Origin of the sequence: Amycolatopsis jiangsuensis (genome assembly GCF_014204865.1) — a bacterium.
Classification (GTDB): domain Bacteria; phylum Actinomycetota; class Actinomycetes; order Mycobacteriales; family Pseudonocardiaceae; genus Amycolatopsis; species Amycolatopsis jiangsuensis.
Window position 1 is genome coordinate 6210845 of sequence record NZ_JACHMG010000001.1, and the last position, 17876, is coordinate 6228720.

Sequence of the window (17876 nt, forward strand, 5' to 3'; positions counted from 1 at the left end):
GCCACTGTGTAGCAAACTTCTGTAGACGCTGTCTACCTGGAAGGATCAGGGGTATGAAGATCCTCGTTGTGGGTGGTAGCGGCCTGCTGGGCCGGCACGTGCTCGATGAACTCCGACTGCGTGGCCACGAGACGACCGCGGTGGCGCGTACGGCGCGCGAAGGTGTCGACCGGGTCCTCGACGTCGCGAAGGCGTCCCATGAGGAGTTGCGCGAGCTGCTCTCCGGACACGACGGTCTCGTCTTCGCCGGTGGCATGGATGACCGGGTAGTCGGCAAGGGGCCGGTCGAGCCACGGCTGTACGCGGGCAATGTCACGCCCGTCGCCGCGTTGATGCGCGCGGCGCGCGAAGCAGGCTGTACGCGGGCGGCTGTGCTCGCCTCGTACTACACGTACTTCGACCGTGTGCATCCCGAGTGGGGGCTTGCCGCGAAGCATCCGTACGTGCGTAGCCGGCTGGAGCAGGCGCGCGTCGCCCGGGAAACGGCCGGGCCGGGTCTGCCGGTCGCGATGATCGAGGTGCCGTTCGTCTTCGGCGTCGCGTCCGGGCGTGTGCCGCAGTGGTCGGTGCCGGTGGTGAAGTGGGTGCGTTCGTCCGCGCCGCTGTTCGCGCCGCCGGGCGGTAGCGCCGCCACGAGCGCGCGGGGCGTCGGCGTGGTGACTGCGGACGCGCTGGAACAGGCGTCCGGCGCAGACGTTCCGGTGGTCGAGGAAAACCTGCGGTGGAACGACATGCTCGGCCGGATGGCGCGGGCCGCCGGCCGTCCGCGGCCGGTACGGGGAGCGCCGGCCGGAGTGCTGCGTGCGATGTTCCGGCTCGGCGGCAGGCTGAACGCGCTCACCGGCAAACGCCCGGGCCTCACCGTCGAGCACATGGACAGCCTGCTGCTGCGAGAGCTGTTCGTGGACCCGTCCCATCCACGCGCGCTCGACGAGGAGATCCGGGAGACGGCGACCGCCGGCTAACGCAGTCGCGCGCGGTGGGCGCGGGCCACCGCCAGCCGCGGATCGGTGTGGTCCAACGCCGCGCACAGCGCATCGAGCACTTCGACATCGTCCGCGCCGCAAGAGGTTTCCCAGAACGACCACAGGTTTTCCGGGGCGTCGCTGTTCAGCACCAGCCGGCGGACCTGCGCGGTGATCGACTCGCGTTCCTCCAGGATCGCGGGCGATTCCGAACCGGGCAGCAGCGGACCGCGGAAGCAGCGGGCGGCCGCGCCGGCGTCGCCGCGGCGCAAGGCGGTCCGCGCGCGCAGGAAGTCCGCGTCGAGGTCGGCGGCCAGCCGGTACGGCCGGGTCTGCACCACGCCGGTGCCGAGCTGGGTGCGCAGGCGGTGGATCTCCGCGCGCACGGTGACCGGGTTCCCGCTTTCTCCGTACAGCTGCAAGGCCAGCTGCTCGGCCGAGAGCCCCCGTGGATGCAGCGCGAGCAGCGTGAGCAATTCCGCGTGGCGCAAGGTGAACGGGATGTCCCGGCCGTCCACAGTGGTCGAACCGGCGCCGTCGGTGAGGTATTCCAGCAGGAGTCTGCGGCGGGGAGCCGCGCCGGTCGTGGCCACGCGCAGCAGGAAACCCTCGTCGAGCGGGTCGACGGTGGCGATGCGGCCGTCCGGCAGGGTCACCGTGCCTCCGCCGCGCCGAACCTCCACAGTGGAGGGAAGCAGGCAGGCCTCGGTCGCCAGCACCCGGCCGCCGGCGGAAAGCAGTGCGCCGGGGCGGCCGCGAAGTGCTTCCAGATGGCGCATGTTGGCCCGGCGCATCTTCTCGTCCCGCACCGCAAGCTGGGCGCGCAGCCGTCCTTCGGCGAGCTGGGCGCTGGCCGTGACCAGCGCCAGCATCGCCGGGTGCACGGTACGCAGCGGCCCGGTCACGTCGATCGACCCCAGCAGCGCGCCGGTGTCCGGATCGCGCACCGGAGCCGCGGCGCACGTCCAGTTGTGATAGCGCCGGACCAGATGCTCGGCGGAGTAGATCTGCACCGGTTCGCCGGTGGCCAGCGCGGTGCCCATCGCGTTCGTGCCGGTGGCCTCCTCGCTCCACCGGGTGCCCTCGGCGAGGGAGAGGCTGTCCGCACGCAGCAGCACGCCGGTGGCGCCCTCGCGCCACAGCACCAGGCCGTCCGCGTCGGTCACCACCATCATGTGCTCGGCGTCTTCGGCGATGCTCACCAGCGTTTCCCGCAGCAGCGGGAGCACCGCGGCGAGCGGATGCCCGGCACGCAGGTCGTTCAGCTCCGCCCGTTCGAAGACCAGCGGGGCCTCGCCCTGCTCCGGATCGACCCGCGCGGCGAGCGAGCGCTCCCAGGACTCGGAGACCACCGACCGCGGCGAACGCGGCGACGGCACCCCGGTGAGCACCGCGTCACGGACACGCTGAAGCAGCCGCGCGTAGGACTCCGGATCGCGCAGCAGGTCGGATTCGGGCCGCTCCGCCACCCGTCCCAGGGTAGAGACCCAGCTCACATGCCTGCAACGTCCGTGCAACGTTGCCCGGCCTACGGTCGCCGCCGACCGTCACCGACCAGCAACGAGGCAGGACAAGATGGCCGTTTTCGCCGCACCGAACACCGACGGCGCCGTCGTCGACTACGAGAGCCGCTACGACCACTACATCGGCGGCGAGTACGTCGCTCCGGCGGGCGGGCAGTATTTCGAGAACCCGACGCCGGTCACCGGCCGGACCTTCACCGAGATTGCGCGGGGCACGGCGGCCGACATCGAGAAGGCGCTCGACGCGGCCGAAGGGGCCGCGCCGGCCTGGGGCCGCACGTCGGTCGAGGAACGTTCCGGGGTGCTGCTCAAGATCGCCGACCGGATGGAGCAGAACCTCGAGCGGATCGCGGTCGCCGAAGCCTGGGAGAACGGCAAGGCGGTACGGGAGACCCTCGCGGCCGACATCCCGCTGGCGATCGACCACTTCCGCTACTTCGCCGGCGCGCTGCGCGGCCAGGAGGGCGGGATCTCGCAGATCGACGAGCACACCGTCGCCTACCACTTCCACGAACCGCTCGGCGTGGTCGGCCAGATCATCCCGTGGAACTTCCCGATCCTGATGGCGGTGTGGAAGCTCGCGCCGGCACTGGCCGCGGGCAACGCCGTGGTGCTGAAGCCCGCGGAGCAGACGCCGGCCTCGATCCACCTGCTCATGTCGATCATCGGCGACCTCATTCCGCCGGGCGTGGTGAACATCGTCAACGGCTTCGGCGTGGAGGCGGGCAAACCGCTCGCGTCGAGCAACCGCGTGCGGAAGGTCGCGTTCACCGGGGAAACCACCACCGGGCGGCTGATCCTGCAGTACGCCAGCGAGAACATCATCCCGGTCACGGTGGAGCTCGGCGGCAAGAGCCCGAACATCTTCTTCGACGACGTCGCCGCGCAGAACGACGCGTTCTACGACAAGGCGCAGGAAGGCTTCGCGCTCTTCGCGCTGAACCAGGGCGAGGTCTGCACCTGCCCGTCGCGCGCGCTGATCCAGTCCGGCATCTACGACCGGTTCCTCGGCGACGGCGTCGAGCGGGTGAAGAAGATCAAGCAGGGCAATCCGCTGGACACCGAGACCCAGGTCGGTGCGCAGGCCTCCAACGACCAGCTGGAGAAGATCCTGTCCTACATCGACATCGGCAAACAGGAGGGCGCGAAGGTGCTCACCGGCGGGGGAAAGGCCGACCTCGGCGGCGACCTCGCCGGCGGCTACTACGTGCAGCCGACGGTGTTCGAGGGCGACAACAAGATGCGCGTCTTCCAGGAGGAGATCTTCGGCCCGGTGGTGTCCGTGGCGAAGTTCGACGACTACGCGGACGCACTCAAGATCGCCAACGACACCCTCTACGGCCTCGGCGCCGGGGTGTGGTCGCGCGACGGCAACACCGCCTACCGCGCCGGGCGCGACATTCAGGCCGGCCGGGTATGGGTGAACAACTACCACGCCTACCCCGCGCACGCGGCCTTCGGCGGCTACAAGGCCTCCGGGATCGGGCGGGAGAACCACAAGATGATGCTGGACCACTACCAGCAGACGAAGAACCTGCTCGTCTCCTACTCCGACCAGGCGCTGGGCTTCTTCTGATGAGTGAGCGGGTGGACCTGACACCGGCCGCCGCGGACCTGCTGCGGCGGCTGGTGCCGGCCCACGGCCCGGTGATGTTCCACCAGTCCGGCGGCTGCTGCGACGGCAGTGCCCCGATGTGTTACCCGGCAGGCGAATTCAAGGTCGGCGAGCGCGACGTGCACCTCGGCGACCTGACCGTTGACGGCATCGAGGATGTGCCGGTGTGGATGTCCGGACCGCAGTTCGAGTACTGGAAGCACACGCATCTCACCATCGACGTCGTGCCCGGCCGCGGTAGCGGGTTCTCCTTGGAGGCCCCGGAAGGAGTGCGGTTCCTGATCCGGTCCCGGCTGTTCAGCGACGAGGAATCGGCGCGGCTGAACGGCTGAGCGCCCGCTGTCCGAGGGCGTGGAACAAGCCGGTGGCGAGCACGAGCCCTTCCCGGGCGATGGGTGCGAGCAGGTGCTCGTCCGGCGCGTGCTGCAGGCAGCCGGGGTACGAATGCGGCAGCCAGAGCGTGGGCAGGCCGAGGACGTCGGTGAACACGTGGTTGGGCAGGCCGCCGCCGAAGCTCGGCAGGAGCGCGACCGGGCCGGGGGAGAGTTCGGCGAGCACGGCTCGGGCCCACCGGACCCACGGGTCCTCGACTGGCGTGCGGCTGGCGCGGTAGCTGCTTTCCACGGTCACCCGAACCATCGGAAAGCCTTGTGCCGCAAGGTGCTTCGTGACGGCGCCGGCCACCGCCGCGACGTCGGTGCCGGTCACGTAACGCAGTTGCAGCATCGCCCGCGCCCGGCCCGGGATCGCGTTCACCGGACGGTCGATGTCGGCCGCGCCGAGCGACAGGACTTCCAGGGTGTTCCAGCCGTACAGCCGTTCGGCGGGGCTCAGCCCGGGCGCTCCCCAGCCCTCGTCCGGAACCGGGTCGCCCGGCGTGTTCGCGACCGTGACGCCCTCGAGCGCCTCTCGCACGGTCTCCGGGAGGCGCTCAGGCAGCAGCTCGGGCACCTGGATTCGGCCGTGGCCGTCGACCAGGCAGGAAATCGCGCCGGCCAGCGTGGTCGCGGGGTTGCGCAGCAGCCCGCCCCAGTTGCCGGAGTGGTAGGCGTCCGGGCGCAGATCCACGTCGAGGGCGATCCGGACGCTGCCGCGGGCGCCGAGGAACAGCGTCGGCGTCGCCGCGTCCAGGCGGGGACCGTCGGAGGCGATGAGAACGTCGGCCCGCAGGAGTTCGTCGTGCTGCTCGGCGAATTCGGTCAGACCGGGGGAGCCGATCTCCTCGCCGGTCTCGAAGAGGAACTTGAGGTTGAACCCGAGAGCGCCCTGATGCTCCAGCAGCAGCCGCAACGCCGTCAGGGTGATCAGGTGCTGGCCCTTGTTGTCCGCGGCGCCTCGGCCGTACCAGCGGTCGCCGTCGGCGGTCAGGGTCCACGGATCGCGGTCCTCGCTCCACTGTCCGGCGTGTCCGTCGACCACGTCGGCATGGCCGTAGCACAACAGGGTCGGCAGCTCCGGCGACTCCAGCCGCGTCCCGACGAGGAACGGCCCGCCCGCCGGATCGGGGTTCGGGTGCACCTCGGTCGCGCAGCCGAGCGCGGCCAGCCGTGGCGTCAGGACTTCGGACAGGTAGGTCTCGATCGCGGCTCGGCCCTCCGGACGATCGCTCACCGTCGGATGGCCGACCAGGACGGCCAGTTCGCCGAAGAAGCGACCGGAGTCGACGTGCCGGCGGGCTTCGGCGAGCAGTTCGTCGGGGATCACGGGGTCTCCTGGGGTCGGGTCCGGCTGTGCCGGGCAGCTTACGTGCGGATGGAGAAAACCCGGGTAACTATCCGAACGATCGTGCTATTTTATCGGCATGCTGTCGTTGGAGAACGTCTATGTGGGGGAACCGCAGGTGCTCGGCCACCGGCGAGCGGAGCCGGTGCTGAGCGCGATCCGCAAGGCCAGGGTCGCCGAACCGGAGCTGGCGCTGTCCGAGCTGAACCTGGACGGGGACCGCCAGGCCGACCTGACCGTGCACGGCGGTGTCGACAAAGCGGTTTACGTCTATCCGGCCGGGCACTACGCGGACTGGGTGGCCGACGGGTTCGAGGTGAGCCGCGGCGACTTCGGCGAGAACCTGTCGCTGTCCGGTGCGGCCGAGGACGACGTGCGGATCGGGGACGTCTGGGCGTGGGGAGACGCGCTGGTCCAGGTGTCCCAGCCGCGGAGTCCGTGCTTCAAGCTCGCCATGCGCACCGGCCGCAAGGACGTCGTCCCGGCGATGCTCGACACCGGCCGGTGCGGCTGGTACCTGCGGGTGCTCAAGTCCGGCACGGTGCCCACGTCCGGTCCGGTCGAGGTGGTGGAGCGCTCGGCCGGCCCGACTGTCGCCGAGGTGGTCGTGGTCGCGCACGTCAACTACGCCCAGCTGCCCGCCGAGCGGGTCGAGCCCGCGCTGGAGCTGGCCGGACGGATCCTGTCCGCACCCGCGCTGGCCGAGTCCTACCGGTCCGGCCCGCTGTCCACAGTGGAGCGTTGGCGGGCCCGCCGTGCCGGTTGACGGCCGGGTCGCCAGGGGAGACGCGACGCGCCGCCTGGTGCTGCGCCGGGCGGTGGACGTCGCGTCCGTGCACGGGCTCGCCGGCCTTTCGGTCGGCGGGCTGGCCGGCGAGCTGGGGCTGAGCAAAAGCGGCGTGTTCGCGCTGTTCGGGTCCAAAGAGGACCTACAACTCGCGGCTGTCGAAGCGGCGCAGGGCATTTTCGCGGAACATGTACTCGCGCCCGCACGCGCGACGCCGGACGGGCTGCCCCGGCTGCGGGTGCTCTGCGAGAGCTGGCTGGACTACTCGCAGCAGCGTGTCTTTCCTGGTGGTTGCTTCTTCTTCAACGTCAGCGCGGAGTTCGACGCTCAGCCGGGCCGGGTCCGGGACGCGATCGCCGCGATGGGCCGGGCGTTCCTGGCCGAAATCCGCGCATGCGCTGCCGAGGCCGTGTCCCTCGGCCAGCTCGACGCGGATCCGGAGCTGCTCGCGTTCGAACTGCACGCGCTCGGCCGGGCGGCCAACGCCGACGCGATGCTGCACGGCAGCGCCGAGCCGTACCGGCTGGCGCGCCGTGCCGTCGCCGCGCGGCTGGCTCAAGGCCAGTCGACCTGAGGGGACCGGTAGAAGCCGATTCCCTGCTGTTCCCATCGGGTGGCCTGCTTCGCCAGCCGGGCGCGGTAGCTGTCCCAGCTGCGGGAAGCCTGCGGGGACCAGCCGATCTCCGCGATCCCCGGCAGCCTCGGAAAGGCCATGTACTCGAGGTCGTCGGCGGTACGCAGGGTTTCCGTCCACAGGGGAGCTTCGACGCCGGCCACCGACTGCTCGCCGACGCCGGGCACCAGGTCCGCCGGATCCCAGTCGTAGGCGTCGCGCACCTCGACCAGCCCGGCCCAGTCCTGGCCCAGCGGTGTCGAGGCGTCGTACTTCATGTCCAGGTAGGCGTGGTTGGACGGCGACATCAGGAACTTGTTCCCGCGCTCGGCGGCGGCCGTCACGTCGGCGTCCGGCCCGCCCTGGTCCCAGTACTGCGGGATGGCCGACGCGGGCGGCTCGCTCTTCACGATCTCGTGCCAGCCGGTGATCAGCTTGCCGTACTTGGCAGCGAGCGGGGCGACCTGCTCGTAGAACGTCCGGTAGTCCGCGTCCGAAGTGGAATGTGCCTCGTCGCCACCGAGGTGGAGGTACTTGCCGGGGGTGATCGCGGCGAGTTCCCTGATCACGTCCTCGACGAACCGGTAGGTGGTCGGCGAGCCGATGCACAGCGAGCTGTAGCCGACCTCGATGTCGGTGCGCGGCGGGACGGCGACGCCGTCGCAGTTGAGCTCCGCGTAGGTGGCCTGTGCCGCGTTCGTGTGGCCGGGCATGTCGATCTCCGGCACGACCGTGATGTGCCGGGACGCCGCGTAGGCGACGAGGTCACGGTACTGGGCCTGGGTGTAGTAGCCGCCCGGATCGCCGTACGCCGCGGTCTTCCCGCCCTCGGTGGCCAGCCGCGGCCAGCTCTTGATCTCGATTCGCCAGCCCTGGTCGTCGGACAGGTGCAGATGCAGGGTGTTGATCTTGTACTGCGCGATCCGGTCGATGTACTGCTTGACCTGATCGGGCGCAAAGAAATGCCGCGCGACGTCGAGCATCGCGCTGCGGTAGCCGAAGCGCGGGTAGTCGAGCACGGTACCGCCGGCGATCGTCCAGCTGCGTTGCCGCACCGTCTTGGACTCGATCTCCGACGGAAGCAGCTGCCGCAGCGACTGCACACCCTCGAACAGCCCGGCCGCCGTGTTCGCCCGGAGGCGAACACCGGACTTCGCGACGGTCAGCTGGTATCCCTCGTCGCCGACGCGCGGGTCGGCCTTGCCCAGTTCGAGTGAGATGGCCGGCAGCCCGGCGCTCGCGGGCAGCACCGGCAGCGGGTAGCCGGTCGCGGGCTTCAGCAGCTCGCGCAGGTACGCGGCGACGTCGCCGGTTCCGCGGCCGGCGCGGATCACAGTGCCCGGCGTGAGCCGGAAACTTGCGCTGGGATCGGCTTTCGCCTCCACCGGGACCGGCACGATGTCGGTGACCTGCCGCTCCGTCGCGGGAGGTGCCGCCGAGGCCGACGAAGGCACCGCGACCGCGGCGAGCCCCAGCACCGCCACCCCGAGCACAGCCCTGGACAACGTCTTCACAGTGCACCTCCGGTGCGGACAGGAGCGGTCCCCAAAGGTATAGACCACTCGCGGGCCACGGACAACCGGCCGAACGGCTTGCCGTGCCGCAGATCCGCACGTCACCCGGGAATCGCACGGGTGAAGGGTTTCCCGCTGACCGGAGTACTGCCCGGCCGAGTTCAGGGGCGTAGCACCGTACGCAACGTGTCCAGCACGCCCGGATCTTCGATGGTCGAGGGGACCGGCTCGTCGCGGCCGTCGGCGATGCCACGCATGGTCTTGCGCAGGATCTTCCCCGACCGCGTCTTCGGCAGCGCGGCGACCACGGACACGTCGCGAAACGCCGCCACCGGGCCGATATCGCGACGGACCATGGCCACGAGTTCTTCCCGCAACTGCTCCTCGGTGACGTCCACGCCCGCCTTCAGCACCACGAACCCGCGTGGCACCTGGCCCTTGAGCTGGTCGGCCACGCCGATCACCGCGCATTCCGCCACCGCCGGATGCGCGGCCAGCACCGCCTCCATCGACCCGGTCGACAACCGGTGCCCGGCCACGTTGATCACGTCGTCGGTGCGGCCCATGACGAACAGGTAGCCGTCCTCATCGAGGTGACCGGAGTCGCCGGTGAGGTAGTAGCCCGGGTACCGCGACAGATAGGCCTCGCGGTAGCGCTCGTCGTCGCCCCACAACGTGGTCAGCGAACCGGGCGGCAGCGGGAGTTTCAGCGCGATCGCGCCCTCCTGCCCCGCCGGCAGTTCCTCGCCCGACTGGCCGAGGATGCGCACGTCCCAGCCCGGTACGGGCTTCGTCGCCGAACCCGGTTTCGCCGGCATCGGTTCCAGGCCGCGGAGGTTCGCCGCGATGGGCCAGCCGGTCTCGGTCTGCCACCAGTGATCCACCACCGGGGTGCCGAGGATGTCGTGCGCCCAGCGGTAGGTCTCCGGATCGAGTCGCTCCCCGGCCAGGAACAACGTGCGGAACGCGCTCAGGTCGTACTTCGCCAGCTCGGCCGCGTCCGGGTCCACCCGCTTCACCGCGCGCAACGCCGTCGGTGCGGTGAACAGTGCCTGCACGCCGTGTTCCGAGATGACCCGCCAGAACGCGCCCGCGTCCGGCGTGCCGACGGGTTTCCCTTCGTACAGCACGGTGGTCGCGCCCACCAGGAGCGGCGCGTAGACGATGTAGGAGTGCCCGACGACCCAGCCGACGTCGGACGCGGTCCACCAGACGTCGCCTGCGTGCACGTCGTAGATCGCACCCATCGACCAGGCCAGCGCGACCGCGTGCCCGCCGGCGTCACGCACCACGCCCTTCGGCTTCCCGGTGGTGCCGGACGTGTAGAGGATGTACAGCGGATCGGTCGCCCGCACCGGCACCGGATCGACCGGCTCGGCGCCTTCCACCAGGTCGACCCAGTCGAGGTCGGTACCGGACAGCTCCGCGGCCGCGGCCTCGCGCTGGTACACCACGACGTGCTCGGGCTGGTGCTCGGTGACCGCGAGCGCGGCGTCGATGATCGGCTTGTACTCGACGATGCGGCTCGGTTCGACCCCGCAAGATGCGGCGAGGATCAGCTTCGGACGCGCGTCCTCGATCCGCGCGGCCAGCTCCTTCGGCGCGAAGCCGCCGAACACCACGGAGTGCACCGCGCCGATCCGCGCGCAGGCGAGCATCGCCACCACGGCTTCGGGAATCATCGGCAGGTACAGGATCACCCGGTCGCCGCGCGTGACCCCGAGGGAGACGAGCGCGCCGGCGAAGGTCGCCACCTCGTCCCGCAGCTCCCGGTAGGTGTAGCGGCGCCGCTGCCCGGTGACCGGCGAATCCCAGATGAGCGCGGCCTGCTCCCCGCGTCCGCCGTCGGCGTGCCGGTCGAGCGCGTTGTGCGCGGTGTTCAGCTCCCCGTCGGGAAACCAGCGGTAGAATGGCTCACGGGAGGAATCCAGCGCCCTGGTGGGCGGCGTGGTCCAGTCGATCGCATGCGATGCCTCGAGCCAGAAGTGCTCCGGATCGTCCAGACTGCGCCGGTAGCTCTCCGCGTAAGCGCCCACGATGCCTCCTTCGACGTCGACGGCAAGGATGCGCCCCCATCATCGCGCCGCTGCGGAGGTCGCGCAGGTCAGCTCGGCCAGAGCTTGCTGACCTGCTCGGAGATCCGGACGGTGAGCCCGGCGAACTCCGCGGCGCCACTCAGTAGCTTCTTCACCTTTTCCCAGCGGCTGATCGGCACGGCCGCGGCCACTTCGGAGCCGGCCGCGTCCGCGAGCTCTTCGAGGTTGTCCGCGATGACCTCCTGCTTGGCGAGATCGGCGGCGCGCACGAGCGCGAGCAGTTCAGCCACCAGCCGGCGCAGTTCGGCCGCGGTCTCGGTCTCCCCGCCGCCGGTACCGCCGGTCACGTTGCCGTGCACTACTCCGCCGAAGATCATCGGGCCGTTGCTGTCGCCCGAGATGTGCACGTGGTTGCCCGGTTCGGTCACGGTTTCCTTTCCGCCGTGGGCCGGCCGGTGACGTCGCCGTGCACGGTGCCGCCGAAGAGCACCGGCGCGTTGTTGCTTCCGCTGATCGTCACATTGTTGCCGGTCACCACGTTGATCTGCCGTTCGAAGGTGACGCTGGAAAGGCCGTGCTCGCGCAGCACCTCCACGATGGCGGGCACCAGCCGGCTCTCCAGTAACTGGATGTAGCGCCGGGCGTCCACGGCCTGGAAGTAGTCGCGCGGTTCGGACATCGCGGCCAGCTCGCGCAATGTCCGCGCGGTGCCGTACCGGTCCGCGTTGAGCTGGTAGCCGTCGTAGGGCAGCGGGAGCAGCATCCGACAGGCGTTCACCAGCCGGGCGAACGCGGTACCGGGCAGCAGCAGCCAGCGCAGCAACCCTTCGCCGACCGGGCGCGGACCACCCCGCACCATCTTGTCGACATTCCGGTACCGCTCGGCGATCGGCGCCAGCACGCACGGCGTCCACTCGAGGTAGAGCGCGTTCCGATCGATCGCGGCGTGCAAGAACGCCGAGACGACCAGTTCGCGGTCCCAGGTCTCCAGCTCCAAGCTCAGGTAGTAGCGCGACCATTCGCGGGGCTGCTCGAAGAGCCGGTTCGCCTCGACATCCCGCAGATGTGTCTCCGGCGGCAGATCCAGCCGCTGAAGATAGGCCGGGGCTTCCGGCAGGTGCAGGTGGTCGATCAGTTCCTCGGCGGCCACGAAGACGGCGCCGCCGATCCGCAGTTCGCGCAGCCGTCGGTCCGGCGACAGTGTGCCGGTCGCTCGCAGGTCCGCCATCTTGTCCGCGACCCGCTGGTAGAGCCCCATCGCGGTCAGCGGCTCCTCGGTCTCCGCGGTGCCGTCCTGTTCGAGCGGGATCGCCATCGACCACGGAGTAGTGCTCTCGCCCGCGCCCACGAAGGGGTTCCGGCCGCGGAAGACGGTCACCGGCATCCGCGCGTCCGGTGCCGACGGCTGCCGGCCGATTCGGTGCCGCTCCAGTTGCTGCCGGAAACGTTGCGGGGCGAGGGAAAGTGACAGCCGATCCGCGGGTGGGAGGCCGACCTGGCCGGGAATACGCGCCTGCCGGCCGAAATAGCCCGTGGTGAGCTGCCAGACCACCAGCCGGTCCGCGATCAGGACAGCGAGCATGAGCAGGCAGCACAGCGGCGCGATCAACCAGGCCACGGCGAATATCGAGCCGGCGGAATCGTACTCGTAGTCGTAATGGCTGTCGGCGAACACCAGTGAGCCGAGGCCGAAGCTCGCGATGCTGAACAGACCAAAAGTCACCGCCACCAGCAGCAGTGCGCAGATCCTGACCAAGCCGGCCATTCGGTGCACCCGGTTGCGGTCCCGCTCCCGCAGCCAACTCCGCACCGCGTATCCGGTGGCGGCCGCGGCGATCCAGCCCGCAGTCATCCCGGTCACCGAACCGAAGACGAGGAAGATCAGGCCGAGCACGATCAACGTGCCGTCCCGGTACTTGCGCCGGGTCCGGGCGGCCAGCGCCTCGGTGAGCACGGTGGTGGTGTCCACACCCTGCGACGGCGGGATCTGCCGGGTCGGTTCGACCAGGAACTCCCGCACCGCCTTCTCCGCGAACGCACGGTCCAGATGGGCGCCGGCGGCGAGATACCGGGTGTTGTCGTCGAGCGCGGCCAGGGGTGGTGGGACGGGCTGGGTCACTCCGGTGCTCCGGGACGGGTCGTGGACGAGCAGGCCGTTCGCTCGGCTCGAGCGGGCACCGAAAGTAGCATGATCAAGAGCACTTCCTGGACGAAATCGGAACAATGCGGTGTGACCGGCGCGGACCGCTCCCGGGACCAGGCCGCACGGCGCCCGCGCCCCGACCCGGCAACCCCGTCGGACCCCCGTGCGTCCTAAGCTGGAGCGGGCGGATCGGCCGCGCTGCGGCACCACGGCGGCACCGAGAGTGAGGGGAACCAGGCGGTGAGCGATTTCGCGAGCGCGCTGCTCTCGTTCGCGCACACCCTGTTCGGCCCGGGTTTCTGCCCGGGTGACTGGGTGTGGGCGACGACCACAGCGGGTGCGCTCGTCGCGCTCTTCCCGGCGCTGGGTGCGCTGGTCGTCGCGCTCGTTCGCAAGGGAACCGGCAACCGTTACGACGCCACCACGCTCACCGTGTTCGGCCTGATCGGCGTGGTCAGCGTGCTGGTGCTGCCGTGGCTGCTGTCCAACGGCATCTCCGAGACCTTCCGCGCCGCCGCTGCCGGCGGGCATACCGGGCTCTCGGTTTCCGAGACGCAGACGCTGAACCAGGACTACTGCTCGTTCGTCGGGGTGCAGAAGACCTACCTCGGCGGCGGTTCGAACATCTACGAGACGCTGTTCTACCCGCACGGCATCAAGCTTTCCTACGCGCTGTACCTGCTGGCCTTCACCGTGCTGCCACTCGGCTCGCTGCTGTTCGTGATGCTGCAGGCGCGTACCGCGTTCCGCCGCGGTCCGAAGTGGCCGTCGCGCTTCTTCTGGATTCCGTTCGTGGTGATGGCGCTCGCCAGCGTCGGCATGACGGCCAACACGGCGGTGCACTTCTGGCTCGGCTTCCTGCCCTTCAGCGTGCTCGGGCTGATCCCGGTCGCGCTCGTCGGGCCGCCGGCCTGGTCGGTGATCAACCGGCCGGAACCACGGCGTGACGAGCCGCCCGCCGCGCAGCCGCCCCCGCCGCGTGAGCAGCTGCCCCCGCCGCCGGTGAACAAGCCGTACCCCGCCACCGCGCTCGCGTCCGCGCCGGAGCCGCCACCGCCGGGCGCGCTCGCCGCGATGCCCGGACCGGTCCCGCTGCCACCCGGATCCCGTGGTGCCGGCGGCAGCCGCTACCGGCGGGTCCGCCGGCTCGGCCACGGTGGCTTCGGCACCGTGTGGGAGGCGGTCGACACCCAGCTCAACCGCACTGTCGCGCTGAAGATCGCGCACGCGCCCGACCGTGACACCGAGGAGCGCATGCAGCGTGAGGCGCGGGCGCTGGCCGTGGTGAACCACCCGAACTGCGTGCGGGTGTACGACCTGGCCGAGGAGCCGGACGGGCTCGCGCTGGTGATGGAGTACCTGGAGGGCCGTCCGCTCGCCGAGGTGGTCGACGGTCAGGGGCCGCTCGACGACGTCGCGGCCGGGCGGCTGTGGGCCACCATGGCAGGCGCACTCGTGGCGGCACACGAGAAGGGCGTGCTGCACCGCGACATCAAGCCGTCGAACGTGATCCTCGACCCGGTCGGGCTGGCGCACCTGATCGACTTCGGCATCGCGCGCAGTCAGGGCGATTCGAAGATGACCGCCACCGGGATGATGATCGGCACCCCCGATTTCGTGGCGCCCGAGCAGGCGATGGGCGCGCCAGCCAGCCCCGCTTCGGACGCCTGGCAGCTCGCCGCCACGGTCAGCTACGCGCTCGCCGGGCAGCCGCCGCGCGGTACCCGCGAGACGCCGATGGCCGCGCTGATGGCGGCCGCGCGCGCCGATCCGGTGTCGCACCTGCCGCGTCGTTCCGCGCACGCCCGCATCCTCGCCGCCTCGCTCGACCCGGAGCCGCGCCGCCGTCCGACGCTCAACTCCGTGCGGCGTGAGGTGGAGGGCTGGCTCAGCCGGGCCGGAAAGTCGCCGGACGGCCCCGTCACACAGATCGTGCCGCGCCGCTCCCCTCGCTGATCAACGCTCACGAGGGTTTCGCGGCGGAAAACTCCACCTGCTGTTTCGGTTGGTGCCGCACGTCGACTTCGGTGAAGCCGGCTGCGCCAAGCCGGGCGGGCAGTGTGGCGGCGTCGAGCACGTTCATGGTGTCGCCCAGGTGCAGCAGGCGGAACCGGAAGCTGAGCTGACTGTCCACTCCGCAGTAAAGACCGCCGGGCCGCAGTACCCGGGCGGCCTCGGAGAAGATGGCGTCCTGCAAGGCGTTCGTCGGTACGTGGTGCAGCATCGTGAAGCACACGACGGCGGAGAACCGGCCGCTCTCGAATGGCATTTCCGCGCCACTGCCCTCGACCACCTCGGCGCGGTCGCCGAACTTCTCCCGCAGCAGCCGGGTGGAGGCCGGGTCGATCTCCAGCACGCTCAGCCGTGGCACCTTCTCCAGCAGCACCCGCGTGGTGGCGCCGAAGCCGGGGCCGATCTCCAGTACGTCGTCGCCGAGGTCGAACCGCGCCAGCCAGCCCGGCAGCACCTCGGCCACGGCCGCGGCCCACTTCTCCGAGCTGCAGAGCTTGCGGTGCATCAGGTTCATCGGCATGTGCTCGACGGTAAGCCGTCCCGGTGGTGACCGGAAGGCGATAGGCTGCCACATCGTGTTCTATTACGGTCATGCCGGAGCGATGCTCGTCGGCGATCTTTCGCTGCCGGCAGGCGCCTGGTTTCCATGGCACGATCACCCGGTTCACCAGCTGGTCTGGTCCGCGCGCGGGATCGCCGCGGTCACCGTGGACGACGCGCACTGGGTGCTGCCACCCAGCCGTGCGCTCTGGGTGCCCGCCGGGGTCTGGCACCGCACCGGCACCCTCGGTCACGCCGACCTGCGGGGCATCTACGCCGACCCGGAGCGCTGCCCGGTCGGCTGGCCGCAGCCGCGGCTGGTGGCCGTGCGGCCGCTGCTGCGGGAACTCCTGGAGTACCTGTCCGCCGAAGGACTGGCCGCCGCACCACGGAAACGGGCCGAGGCGGTGGCGTTCGACCTGCTCGAACCACTCGAGGTCACCACGATCACGGTGCCCACGCCGGCGGATCCGCGGGCCAGGGACGCGGCGGCGGTGGTGCTCGCCGATCCGGCGGACGCCCGTGGGCTGGCCGAGCTGGGCCGGGTCGTCGGGGCGAGCGAGCGGACGCTGGCCCGCGCGTTCACCCGGGACTGCCGGATGACCTTCGGGACCTGGCGCACCCAGGTGCGGCTGCGTGCGGCGCTGCCGCTGCTGGCCGCCGGGCTGCCGATGACCACGGTCGCGCACCGCGTCGGATACGCGACGGCGAGCGCGTTCGTCGCCGCGTTCCGCCGGGCGGTCGGGGTGCCGCCGGGCGCCTACTTCAGCGCCACGATCGATGCCACGGTCAGCGCCAGGACGGCAGCCACATCTCGGCCTGCCAGTGCTCGTTCGTGATCGGCATCCCGTTGAGGATCGGCCACAGCCAGGCGAAGTTGGCCACCACGAGCCCGGTGTAGAGCGCGACGACGAGCAGACCGGTGCCCCGGCGCTCGAAACCGCGTCTCGCGCTGCCGAGGATCTGCCCGAGCACGAGCACCAGCCCGAGCACCAGGAACGGCGCCAGCGGCGTGGCGTAGAAGTAGTACATCTGCCGGTCGATGTTGGTGAACCAGGGCAGGTACCCGGCGAAGTAGCCGGCGAGCACCGCGACGTAGCGCCAGTCGGCGCGGAAGAACGAACGCCACAGTCCCCAGCCCAGCACCGGAACGGCCAGCCACCACATCGCCGGCGTGCCGATCAGCATGGTCGCGCCGACACAGCGGGACTCGCCGCAGCCGGTCACCGTGCCGTCGTAGTAGTAGAGCATCGGGCGCAGCCCCATCGGCCACGTCCACGGCTTCGATTCCCAGGGATGCGGATTGTCCTTGGGAGTCAGCAGGGTTTCGTGGAAGTGCAGCACGTTCGCGCTGTAGTCGGCGAGCGAGCGCAGCGCGGGCGGGATCCAGCCGAACAGCCCGGGGTCGACGTCCTTGATCTCGGTGTAGTGCCGGTCGGTGGCCGTCTCGCTGGCGAACCAGGCCCAGAACGAGGCCAGGTACATCAGCAGCGGCACGGCCACGATCGCCCACAGCGCGGGCAGCACGTCCCGGCGGATGGTGCCCAGCCACGGCCGCTCCACGCCCGCCGCCCGCCGCGCCGCGACGTCGAAGAACACGGTGAGCAGGCCGAACCCGGCGATGTAGTAGAGCGCGGACCATTTGACCCCGAAGGTCAGGCCGATCATCAGCCCGGCACCGAAGCGCCACCAGCGGAAGCCGAGCTTCGGCCCCCACGGGGACTCGCCGGCCCAGCCCTCACGCACCGCCACCGCGAGCCGGTGGCGCACCTGGTCACGGTCGGCCAGCACGCAGGCGAACGCGGCGAGCACGAACAGCGCGATGAAGATGTCGAGCATGCCCATCCGGGACTGCAGGTGCAGCACGCCGTCGCAGATCACCAGCACTCCGGCGATCCCGCCGAGCAGCGTCGAACGGGTCAGCCGCCGCGCGACGCGCACGGTGAGCAGCACGATCAGCGTGCCCGCGAGAGCCGGCACGAACCGCCAGCCCCAGGCGTTGTAGCCGAACAGCCATTCGCCGAACGCGATGAAGTCCTTGGCCAGCGGCGGGTGGACGATCAGCTCGTAGCCGGCGTTGTCCTCGTACCCGCCGTTGCGCAGCATCTGCGCTGCCTGCGGCACGTAGTGCTTCTCGTCGAAGACCGGGGTGCCCTTGTCCGTGGCCAACCCGAGGTTCTGCAGCCGGACGATCGCGCCGATGGCGGTGAGCACGAGCGTGACCACCCAGCCGCGGAGGCGGTCGGTGGGCATCGCCCGGCCGAGCAGCGTGGCCTCGCGGTCGGTCGGGGGCAGCAGCGCGTCGACCGGTTCCGGCCGCGCACCGCCGTCGTCGGCACGGGTCAGCAGCGCGGTCACGGGGCCCGATACTACGGGTCGCGGGGGTCAGGTCAGTGTGACGGCGC

Annotated in this window: 15 protein-coding genes; 7 read left to right on the plus strand and 8 right to left on the minus strand. The window is 70.6% G+C overall.

All coding sequences use genetic code 11. From position 1 onward, the window contains the following. Positions 1-53 precede the first annotated feature (53 nt). Positions 54-965 carry an NAD(P)H-binding protein gene (locus BJY18_RS28300; protein ID WP_184782958.1) on the plus strand — a complete coding sequence of 304 codons (912 nt, stop codon included), beginning with the start codon at positions 54-56 and terminating at the stop codon, positions 963-965. On the opposite strand, the gene BJY18_RS28305 is transcribed toward BJY18_RS28300, so the two are convergent. Then, entirely contained in the window at positions 962-2434 is a 1473-nt protein-coding gene (locus BJY18_RS28305; protein WP_312873985.1) for a helix-turn-helix domain-containing protein, read from the minus strand. The two genes, BJY18_RS28300 and BJY18_RS28305, sit on opposite strands and share 4 nt — an antisense overlap. Before the next feature lie 106 nt (positions 2435-2540). Between BJY18_RS28305 and exaC the strand changes: the two genes are divergently transcribed. Both exaC and BJY18_RS28315 read left to right on the plus strand, forming a co-directional pair. Continuing rightward, positions 2541-4064, plus strand: a complete 1524-nt coding sequence (exaC, locus tag BJY18_RS28310) for an acetaldehyde dehydrogenase ExaC (protein WP_184782959.1) — start codon at positions 2541-2543, stop codon at positions 4062-4064. Further along, the gene (locus tag BJY18_RS28315) at positions 4064-4435 is read left to right on the plus strand and encodes a DUF779 domain-containing protein (protein WP_184782960.1); all 372 of its coding nucleotides are present in this window, start codon (positions 4064-4066) and stop codon (positions 4433-4435) included. The genes exaC and BJY18_RS28315 overlap by 1 nt, the downstream gene beginning before the upstream one ends. On the opposite strand, the gene BJY18_RS28320 is transcribed toward BJY18_RS28315, so the two are convergent. Next, the gene (locus BJY18_RS28320) at positions 4401-5807 is read right to left on the minus strand and encodes a M20 family metallopeptidase (protein WP_184782961.1); all 1407 of its coding nucleotides are present in this window, start codon (positions 5805-5807) and stop codon (positions 4401-4403) included. The two genes, BJY18_RS28315 and BJY18_RS28320, sit on opposite strands and share 35 nt — an antisense overlap. Positions 5808-5904: 97 nt before the next feature. On the opposite strand from BJY18_RS28320, the gene BJY18_RS28325 reads away from it, so the two are divergent. Together BJY18_RS28325 and BJY18_RS28330 are read left to right on the plus strand one after the other, a co-directional pair. Further along, positions 5905-6591 carry an MOSC domain-containing protein gene (locus BJY18_RS28325; RefSeq protein WP_376774735.1) on the plus strand — a complete coding sequence of 229 codons (687 nt, stop codon included), beginning with the start codon at positions 5905-5907 and terminating at the stop codon, positions 6589-6591. Next, positions 6581-7186, plus strand: a complete 606-nt coding sequence (locus BJY18_RS28330) for a TetR/AcrR family transcriptional regulator (protein WP_184782962.1) — start codon at positions 6581-6583, stop codon at positions 7184-7186. The genes BJY18_RS28325 and BJY18_RS28330 overlap by 11 nt, the downstream gene beginning before the upstream one ends. Here BJY18_RS28330 and BJY18_RS28335 read toward each other — a convergent pair. The 4 genes from BJY18_RS28335 to BJY18_RS28350 all read right to left on the minus strand — a co-directional run bounded on the left by BJY18_RS28335 (position 7168) and on the right by BJY18_RS28350 (position 12894). Next, on the minus strand, positions 7168-8739 hold the full coding sequence (locus BJY18_RS28335; protein WP_312873986.1) for a beta-N-acetylhexosaminidase: 1572 nt from the start codon (positions 8737-8739) through the stop codon (positions 7168-7170). The genes BJY18_RS28330 and BJY18_RS28335 overlap by 19 nt on opposite strands. Before the next feature lie 161 nt (positions 8740-8900). Then, entirely contained in the window at positions 8901-10775 is a 1875-nt protein-coding gene (locus BJY18_RS28340; protein WP_184782963.1) for a propionyl-CoA synthetase, read from the minus strand. A gap of 68 nt (positions 10776-10843) precedes the next feature. Further along, positions 10844-11203, minus strand: a complete 360-nt coding sequence (locus BJY18_RS28345; RefSeq protein WP_184782964.1) for a hypothetical protein — start codon at positions 11201-11203, stop codon at positions 10844-10846. Next, complete coding sequence (locus BJY18_RS28350; RefSeq protein WP_184782965.1) at positions 11200-12894, minus strand: AbeC-like domain-containing protein; 1695 nt, start codon at positions 12892-12894, stop codon at positions 11200-11202. The genes BJY18_RS28345 and BJY18_RS28350 overlap by 4 nt, the downstream gene beginning before the upstream one ends. A gap of 264 nt (positions 12895-13158) precedes the next feature. On the opposite strand from BJY18_RS28350, the gene BJY18_RS28355 reads away from it, so the two are divergent. Continuing rightward, entirely contained in the window at positions 13159-14874 is a 1716-nt protein-coding gene (locus tag BJY18_RS28355) for a serine/threonine-protein kinase (RefSeq protein ID WP_184782966.1), read from the plus strand. 7 nt (positions 14875-14881) lie between these two features. Here BJY18_RS28355 and BJY18_RS28360 read toward each other — a convergent pair whose 3' ends face one another. Further along, positions 14882-15451, minus strand: a complete 570-nt coding sequence (locus BJY18_RS28360) for a class I SAM-dependent methyltransferase (RefSeq protein WP_184782967.1) — start codon at positions 15449-15451, stop codon at positions 14882-14884. An 82-nt stretch (positions 15452-15533) separates the two neighbouring features. Here BJY18_RS28360 and BJY18_RS28365 point away from each other — a divergent pair, with 82 nt between their 5' ends. After that, complete coding sequence (locus BJY18_RS28365; RefSeq protein ID WP_184784900.1) at positions 15534-16310, plus strand: AraC family transcriptional regulator; 777 nt, start codon at positions 15534-15536, stop codon at positions 16308-16310. Here BJY18_RS28365 and BJY18_RS28370 read toward each other — a convergent pair. Beyond that, positions 16261-17829, minus strand: coding sequence for a dolichyl-phosphate-mannose--protein mannosyltransferase (locus tag BJY18_RS28370; RefSeq protein ID WP_184782968.1), 1569 nt, complete (start codon positions 17827-17829; stop codon positions 16261-16263). The genes BJY18_RS28365 and BJY18_RS28370 overlap by 50 nt on opposite strands. Between the last annotated feature and the right edge of the window lie 47 nt (positions 17830-17876).